We start from the raw sequence: 7452 nt of genomic DNA on the forward strand, positions 1-7452 counted from the left end.
CTCACATCCGGAAGACGCCGTAGCCGCGGCGTCCCTCGACCGGTGCGGAGTGGACGGCCGACAGCGCGAGGCCAAGCACCGTGCGGGTGTCGCGCGGGTCGATGACGCCGTCGTCGTACACCTTGCCGCTCATGAAGAAGGAGTGGGACTCGGCGTCAATCTGCCGTTCGATCTCGGCCCGGCGCCGCGCGTCGGCCTCCTCGTCGAACGGTCGGCCGGCGGCGCTCGCCGAGGCCCTGCCGACGATCGACAGCACGCCGGCGAGCTGAGCGGAGCCCATCACCGCGCACCGAGCGCCAACCCAGGTGAACATGAACCGAGGGTCGTAGGCTCTGCCCGACATGCCGTAGTTGCCGGCGCCGAACGATGCCGCCATGTTGACCGTCAGATGTGGCACCGCGCTGTTCGTCACCGCGTTGATCAACTTAGCGCCGTCCGGGATGATGCCTCCCCGCTCGTACTGGGTCCCGACCATGAAGCCGGTCGTGTTCTGCAGGAAGACCAGGGGGGTGTCGATCTGGTTGGCAATCTGGATGAACTCCGCGCCCTTCTTGGCCTCAGCGCTGAACAGCACGCCATTGGCGTTGGCCAGGATGCCGACACCGAAGCCGTGGATCGAGGCCCAACCGGTGACCAGGCTGGTGCCGAAGTCCGGCTTGTACTCGCCGAACCGAGAGCCATCGACCACGCGGGCGATGGCCTCCCTCGGGTCGAACGGCACCCGGAAATCGGCCGGGGCGATGCCGAGCAGTTCCTCGGGATCATGGAGGGGCGGGTCGGCCGGCAGTCTCGGCCCGGGGCCGGCCTTCCGCCAGTTGATCTCCGACAGAATGCGCCGGCCGATCCTGATGGCGTCGTGTTCGTCGACCGCGAAGTAGTCGCCGAGCCCTGAGATCCGGGTGTGCATGGCGGCGCCGCCGAGCTCTTCGTCGTCGGCCTCCTCACCGGTCGCCATCCTGACCAGCGGGGGCCCGCCGAGGAACACCTTCGCCTGCAGGTCGACGAGCACCGTGTGGTCACACATCCCGGGCACGTAGGCGCCGCCGGCGGTCGAGTTGCCGAACACCAGCGCGATCGTCGGGACGCCCGCCGCCGACAGCTCGGACAGGTCATGGAAGATCTTTCCTGCCTGCACGAAGAGATCGGACTGGCTCGGCAGGTCCGCGCCACCGGACTCGACCAGGTTGACCACCGGCAGGCGGTTGCGTCTGGCGATCTCGAGCGCGCGCAGGGTCTTGCGCAGCGAATATGGGTTCATCGCGCCGCCGCGGACGGTGGGGTCATGCGCGATGATCACGATCTCGACGCCGGACACCTCACCGATACCGGTGACCACGCTCGCACCGACTGTGAACTCGCTCCCCCAAGCCGCCAGGGTCGACAGCTCGAGGAACGGGGCGTCCCGGTCGAGCAACAGCTCGATGCGCTCCCGGACCAGTAGGCGCCCCCGCTCCCGGTGCCGGGCCTGGTAACGCTCGCCGCCGCCCGCGCTGGCCAGCTCGAACTGCTCTTCCAACGCGGCGAGGTTGGCGAGCTGGGCGTCGCGGTTGGCCCGGTAGCCCTCCGACGACAGGTCGACCCGCGACCGCAGGACGACCCCCTCGTCCATGCGGGGACAGCTCCGACCGTGCAGGATGCCGACGCCCATAGGTCTCCCGCCACACCGTTAGTGAATGATCGATATTCGCCGGCTCTTACCCCGGCCGCCACTGGCGGGCACAATGCCCGACTCTGAAGCACTATCGGGACCGACCGCCGGGTGCCTGGACAGCGAACTAGTGAATCTGCATTCTCTACAACCGTTTGTGGCAGGGATCACATCCCAGGGCGCCGAGAAGCGGCGGCGCGTCAACGGCCGCCGAAAGACGGTTGCGAGGCTCATCTGGCCTCGGTGTAGCGAACGACCGCTCCAGACGGAGCCGGGAGCCAGCTTCTCGACCTGGTTCCGTCCTAGCGACACGGCCGATCGGCCCCTGGCGGTCCCTCGTCGTTCGTCGCTTGGACGCAGACCTGGAGGACCGCGATGTGCTGGCCCACGGTCGCCGGGAGATCAACACGACGGACCTGGTTGTCACGCCAGGCTTCGTCGACGGCCACATCCACCTGGATGCCCAGCTTTACTGGGACCCGGCCGGCACCCCGTCGTGCTGGCACGGCGTCACCTCGGTCGTTCTCGGGAACTGTGGCGTGACGGTTCGCGCCCTGCCGGCCCGGCGACGAGCATCAGCAGGGCGTGCCAGCCGTCGGTGGCCTGTACCGTGCCAGAACTCGGCTTCAGGCCGTTGACCTGTGGCTTCGCCGCCCAGCCCGTGGCGCATGACCGTGTCTCATGGTGGTGCGGTTGGTGTACCTGGCGATCGTGCGGATGTTTGGCTGGCTGGTGCTGCTGGCGCGTAGCGACGCAGCGAGGACGACGGAACTGTTGGTACTGCGCCACGAGGTCGCTGTGCTACGTCGCCAGGTTGGATGGCCCCGATTCACCTGGCCAGACCGCGCGGTCCTGGCCGCGCTGGCCCGACTGCTACCCCGCGAGGTCCGATCGTGCCGGCTGGTCACCACGACGACGCTGCCGGCCTGGCACCGCCGCCTGGCCCGCCGACGCTGGACCTACCCACACCGGACGGGCCACCCGCCGGTGGACGATGACCTACGGACGCTCGTGATCCGCCTGGCCCGCGACAACTGAGCTTGGCCCCCGAGTACCGACAGTGTCCGCCGTAGGGGGCCGAGCTCAGCGCCCGCTGGCCGCGTGTGATGTTTCCCGACGCTCGCCGCCGGATCAGGTCGGGCAATGCGACTTGCCCGGCATCGTGTCGTAGTCCGCGAAGTAGAAGCCGCTACCCGAACCGATCACCGCCCCCGACCGGCTCACCCACCTCAACATCCGCTGACGCGACCACCTCGGCGGCATCCTGCACGAGTACGAACATGCCGCCTGACCTGCCCGGACGTACTTTTCGGCAAGTACAGGGTGCTAGCACGCGGAACTCCGGGTTCTGGCCACCCTTGGCAAGAAGCACCGCGGTGCGTCTGAATGGTCGCCATGCAGCGAGCGCGCCGATCCGGCGGTTCATGCTGGTCAGGTCATCGCCATCGCCGTCAGATGAATGGGGCGATCCTCCAACGAGGGGAAACGAGATCGTCATGATGCGGTCCGTCAGTGCGGCGCTGGCGCCTGTGTGGGGGTGGCTGTGGCTGGACCTGCGCCGCCGCGCCCGGTCGCTGGTGGTACTGGCGTTGCTGGTGGCGGTGGCGTCCGGCACGGTGATGGCGGCGACGGCGGGGGCGCGCCGCGGCGATTCGGCGATGGACCGGCTGCTCGCCCGGACCCTGCCGGTAACGGTGCTGATAATCCCGAGCCAGCCGATCGTCGACTGGGCGCCGGTGCGGAAGTTGCCCGGCGTCGCCGCGCTCGGCGAAATCGTGAGCAGCAGCTCCAATCTGAGGTTGGAGGGAATCCCGGAAGACGGGGTCAACCGGGTAACGCCGGCAGACGGCGGGCTGATGGGGACGATCGAGCGGCCGGTGGTGCTGTCGGGCCGACTCGCCGACCCGGCGCGGGTGGACGAGGTGGTCGTCAGCCCCGCCTTCCTCGACTACAACCACCTCAAGCTGGGGGACACGGTCACCGCGAGGCTGTTCACCCCGGCGGAGGTCGACCATGGCGGCACGGGCGAGGAGGTAACCCCGACCGGGCCCCGCCAGCCGCTGCGGATCGTCGGGGTCGTCCGGTCGAACGTCTTCATCAGCGAGCCCGGCGGGTCCGGGGATCTTCCCCGGCGGCTGGTCACGACCGAGGCGTTCACCGCGAAGTACCGCGCCAACCTGCTGGGCAGCACGGGCGAGATCTGGGCTGTGGTCCGGTTGACCGTCGGCGAGGCCGGCATTCCCGCGTTCCAGCGGGCGTTCGCGAACCTGACCGGCCGCGACGACAGCAGTTTCCAAAACTGGTGGCGGGTCGCTCGCCAGAATGAGAAGGCGACCGGTTTCGAGGCCGGTGTCCTGCTGGCGTTGGCGCTGGCCGCCCTGCTGGCGGCGGTGGTGCTGCTCGGCCAGATGGTCCTTCGCTACACCGCGGCGTCCGTCGCCGATCTGGAGACGCTGCGGACGCTGGGGATGACGTCCAGGGAGGCGGTGCTGGCGTCCGCGGTCGGGCCGGCGCTCGCCGCTGTCGCTGGGGTGGTCGCCGGGGCGGGTGCGGCGGTGGCGGTGTCCCCGCTGTTCCCGATCGGCGCGGCGAGCTACATGGAGCCCGATCCGGGGGTGGACGCGGATCTGGCGGTGCTGGTCGGGGTGGCCGGGGTCGTGGTGGTGGCGATGGTGGCGACCGCGGTGGGCTCGACATGGTTCGCGTTGATGGCGAAGAGGGCCGTCGTGCCCGCTCGCCGGTCGGTGGTCGCGGCGGCGGCGTACCGGCTGGAGCTGCCGGTGCCGGTCGTGGTCGGCATCCGGTTCGCCCTCGAACCGGGCCGAGGCCGGGCGGCGGTGCCGGTGCGGCCGGCGCTGGTCGGCGCGGTGGTGGGTGTGCTCGGGGTGCTGGCCGCGCTGACGTTCCGGGCCGGGGCGGTGGACGCGGCGGGAAACCCGGCGCGGTTCGGCCAGGTGCCGCTCGCTGCCTGGGTCGGCAATGACAGCGCGGACTTCGGACCGACGCGGCCGGTGCAGGAGGCGTGGGCCCGCGACCCGGACGTGGTGGGGGTCAACGACACCCGGGTGGGGTCTGCCCTGGTGGGCAGCGCATCTATCACCGTCTTCAGCTACGCGCCGGTGGGCGAACGTCCGCTGCCCGTGGTGACGCTGTCCGGCCGGATGCCCACCGGGCCGGGCGAGATTGCGCTGGCGCCGGAATCGGCCCACGAAGCGGGGGCGAAGGTCGGAGACCTGCTGACCGTCAATGCCGGGGCGCCGGCCCGGCTGCGGGTGACCGGCATCGCGTTCGTCCCCGAAAATCCCCAGAACTCCTACGCCGAGGGGGCCTGGCTCACCGCCGAGGGCTACGAGCGGGTGTTCCCCGATGGTTTCTTCATGTTCCACGAAACGCATCTGGCGCTCGGTCCCGGCGCGGACGTCGCGGCCGTGACGGAGCGGCTGACCGCGACGATCGTCCAGGTCGCCGGGGCGCCGGTGATTCCCATCGGCGAGAACCCAATCGTTCCGGGCGAGATCACCCAGGTCCGGAACGTGCGGGTGCTGCCGCTGGCGCTGGGGGTGTTCCTCGGCCTGCTCGCGGTGGGCGCGACCGGCCATGCGCTGGCCACCGCGGCGCGCCAGCGCAGACATGAGGTGGCGGTGCTGCGCGCGTTGGGTGTCACCCGGAGGCAGAGCCGGCTGATCGTGGTCACGCAGGCCATCACGATCGCCATCGTGGGGCTGGCCTTCGGCGTGCCGCTGGGGGTGGCGCTGGGCCGGATGGTGTGGCGGTGGGTCGCTGAGAGCGTGCCGTTGCAGTACGTGCCGCCGGTCGCCGTCCTCGCGCTGGCGCTGGTCGGGCCGGCGGCGTTGCTGGTGGGCACCCTGCTGGCCACGCTGCCGGCCCGCCGCGCCGCCCGCCTCCGCGCCGGCGACGTCCTGCGGGCGGAATGAGATCGCGCGATGGGGAGCGTCGATGCAGTCGACGTCAAACGCGGAAGCATGGTCATGCCCATGGTGACCAGCGACATCGCCGACAAGGTTCACGTCCACGGCTACGACGCCGAAGCCGAGCTGGAGCCTGGCGCGGAACGCGTCGTCACCCTGGTCGCCGACCGCGGCGCCTCCAAACGAAGCGCTGCTCGATCACGCGCAGCGCGTGGCCGGCGACGGCGACGGCGACGGCGTAGCGCACGGCCCTGCCGGGCGAGATAGATCCCCGGGGCTCGGTGGAGACGCTGGCGATCGGAACGATAGTGTCAGGCCAGCGCCCAGGATGTACTCGACGAGCTCCGTGCGGGAGACCGATGACCAGTACGTTGGGAGCAGACCACGTCGGCTCGGCGGGGGGCGTTCTGCCTGCTCCGGCGAACGCCGCCAGTGGGGCGGAGCCACCCTGGGAGGTGGTGTTCACCCCGCTCGCCCCCGACGACCCCCGCGAGATCGGCGGGTACAGACTGCGGGCGCGGATTGGCCAGGGTGGTATGGGCGCGGTGTACTTCTCGTACACCCTCGGTGGGCAGCCGGTGGCGCTCAAGGTAGCCCGGCCCGAGATCGCCGCCGACCCTGAGTTCCGCCGGCGCTTCGCCTCCGAGGTGGCGATCGCCCAACGGGTGCAGGGCGTTTACACCGCTTCGGTCATCGACGCCGACCCGCACGCCGTTCGACCCTGGCTGGCCACCGCCTATGTCGCCGGCCCCTCCCTGGCCGTCGTCCTCGCCCGCCACGGCCCGCTCCCGGTGAACACCGTCCTGGTACTGCTCGCCGGGGTCGCGGAAGCGTTGTGTTCCATTCATTCCGCCGGCGTTATCCACCGTGACCTCAAACCGGGAAACATCATTCTTGCCGGAGGCGGTCCCCGCGTCATCGACTTCGGGATCGCCCGGGCGGTCGAGGCCGCCACGACGGCGCTCACCCGAACCGGTGCATGGGTCGGCACCCCGGCATTCATGCCCCCGGAGCAGGTCCGGGGACAACAGCTGGACACGGCCGGGGACGTCTTCTCCCTCGGCGCGACGGCCTATTATGCGGCCACCGGCGCGTTGCCGTTCGGCTCGGACGCCGCAGTCTTTCACCGCATCATGAACGAACAGCCCGACTGGGACCGCTGCCCGGTGCGGATCCGCGGCGTGCTGCAGCAGTGCGTGGCGAAGGACCCGGCGGCTCGCCCCGCCACGGCGGCGCTGATCGAGTTGTGCCGGGAGGCGTCCGTTGGTGAGTGGCGACCGATCGGCGAGGGTTGGCTGCCCCCGACCGTGACCGCCGACCTCACCCGATACAGCCTCACCCCGCCCGAACCGCCACCTGGGCCGTCCTCGACAGCCGAGGCGGTCCGTTCGCGGTCACCGGAACCGGCCACACCCGCGGCCCCCGACCGGCCGGGCCGCCGACGGTCGTTCTGGCTTGCCGGCGCGCTCGGCGCGGCCGTACTCGCGGCCACCCTCGCGGTCACGTTTCTCGTCGTGTCGAACAAGGGATCGGACCAGTCGAAGGCCGGTCGCACGGCGACCGCGGCGGCCCTCGTGAACAGTTCCGCCGACGCCGCGACGCCCGGGAACCCGGCCAGCGGCGGTGTCGTCGCCGACAATCCCGTCACGGCACCCATGACGGCACCCGCGGCGAACACCTCGGCCTCATCCTCGACCGCGGCGGCCGGGGCCTCGCCGGCCGGCTCCGGCATCATCTACAGCGCTGCTCTGAAGAATCAGAACTCCGGGCTCTGTATCGGCGACAGCGTCTCGCAGGGGCTTCGCCACAACACGTGCAACGGAGGCGCCTACCAGCGGTGGAAACTCACCCACCGGAGCGACGGCAGCTACCAAC

General features: G+C 70.5%; 3 protein-coding genes and 2 pseudogenes. 4 read left to right on the forward strand and 1 reads right to left on the reverse strand.

Features of this window, described 5'->3' with window-relative positions; translation table 11 throughout:
* Position 1 precedes the first annotated feature (1 nt).
* Positions 2–1609: an acyl-CoA carboxylase subunit beta gene (locus tag BCD48_RS44205; RefSeq protein WP_241842461.1), complete on the reverse strand. Its 1608-nt coding sequence runs from the start codon at positions 1607–1609 to the stop codon at positions 2–4.
* A 356-nt stretch (positions 1610–1965) separates the two neighbouring features.
* Here BCD48_RS44205 and BCD48_RS57115 point away from each other — a divergent pair.
* From BCD48_RS57115 to BCD48_RS44220, 4 genes and pseudogenes are all read left to right on the forward strand, one after another.
* Positions 1966–2221, forward strand: a pseudogene (locus tag BCD48_RS57115) (amidohydrolase family protein); the annotation flags it as partial.
* Positions 2222–2329: 108 nt separating this feature from the next.
* Positions 2330–2683, forward strand: a pseudogene (locus BCD48_RS44210) (integrase); the annotation flags it as partial.
* 461 nt (positions 2684–3144) lie between these two features.
* Complete coding sequence (locus BCD48_RS44215; protein ID WP_071054769.1) at positions 3145–5583, forward strand: ABC transporter permease; 2439 nt, start codon at positions 3145–3147, stop codon at positions 5581–5583.
* Positions 5584–5936: 353 nt separating this feature from the next.
* Positions 5937–7452, forward strand: a 1516-nt coding sequence (locus BCD48_RS44220; RefSeq protein ID WP_083420152.1) for a protein kinase domain-containing protein, incomplete at its 3' end; no start/stop codon positions are given.

It is taken from the genome of Pseudofrankia coriaricola (assembly GCF_001854805.1).
GTDB lineage: Bacteria > Actinomycetota > Actinomycetes > Frankiales > Frankiaceae > Pseudofrankia.

Coding starts and splice junctions, on each gene's coding strand:
- BCD48_RS44205 (WP_241842461.1), bottom strand. CDS start 1,609: ATGGACGAGGGGGTCGTCCTGCGGTCGCGGGTCGACCTGTCGTCGGAG.
- BCD48_RS44215 (WP_071054769.1), top strand. CDS start 3,145: ATGATGCGGTCCGTCAGTGCGGCGCTGGCGCCTGTGTGGGGGTGGCTG.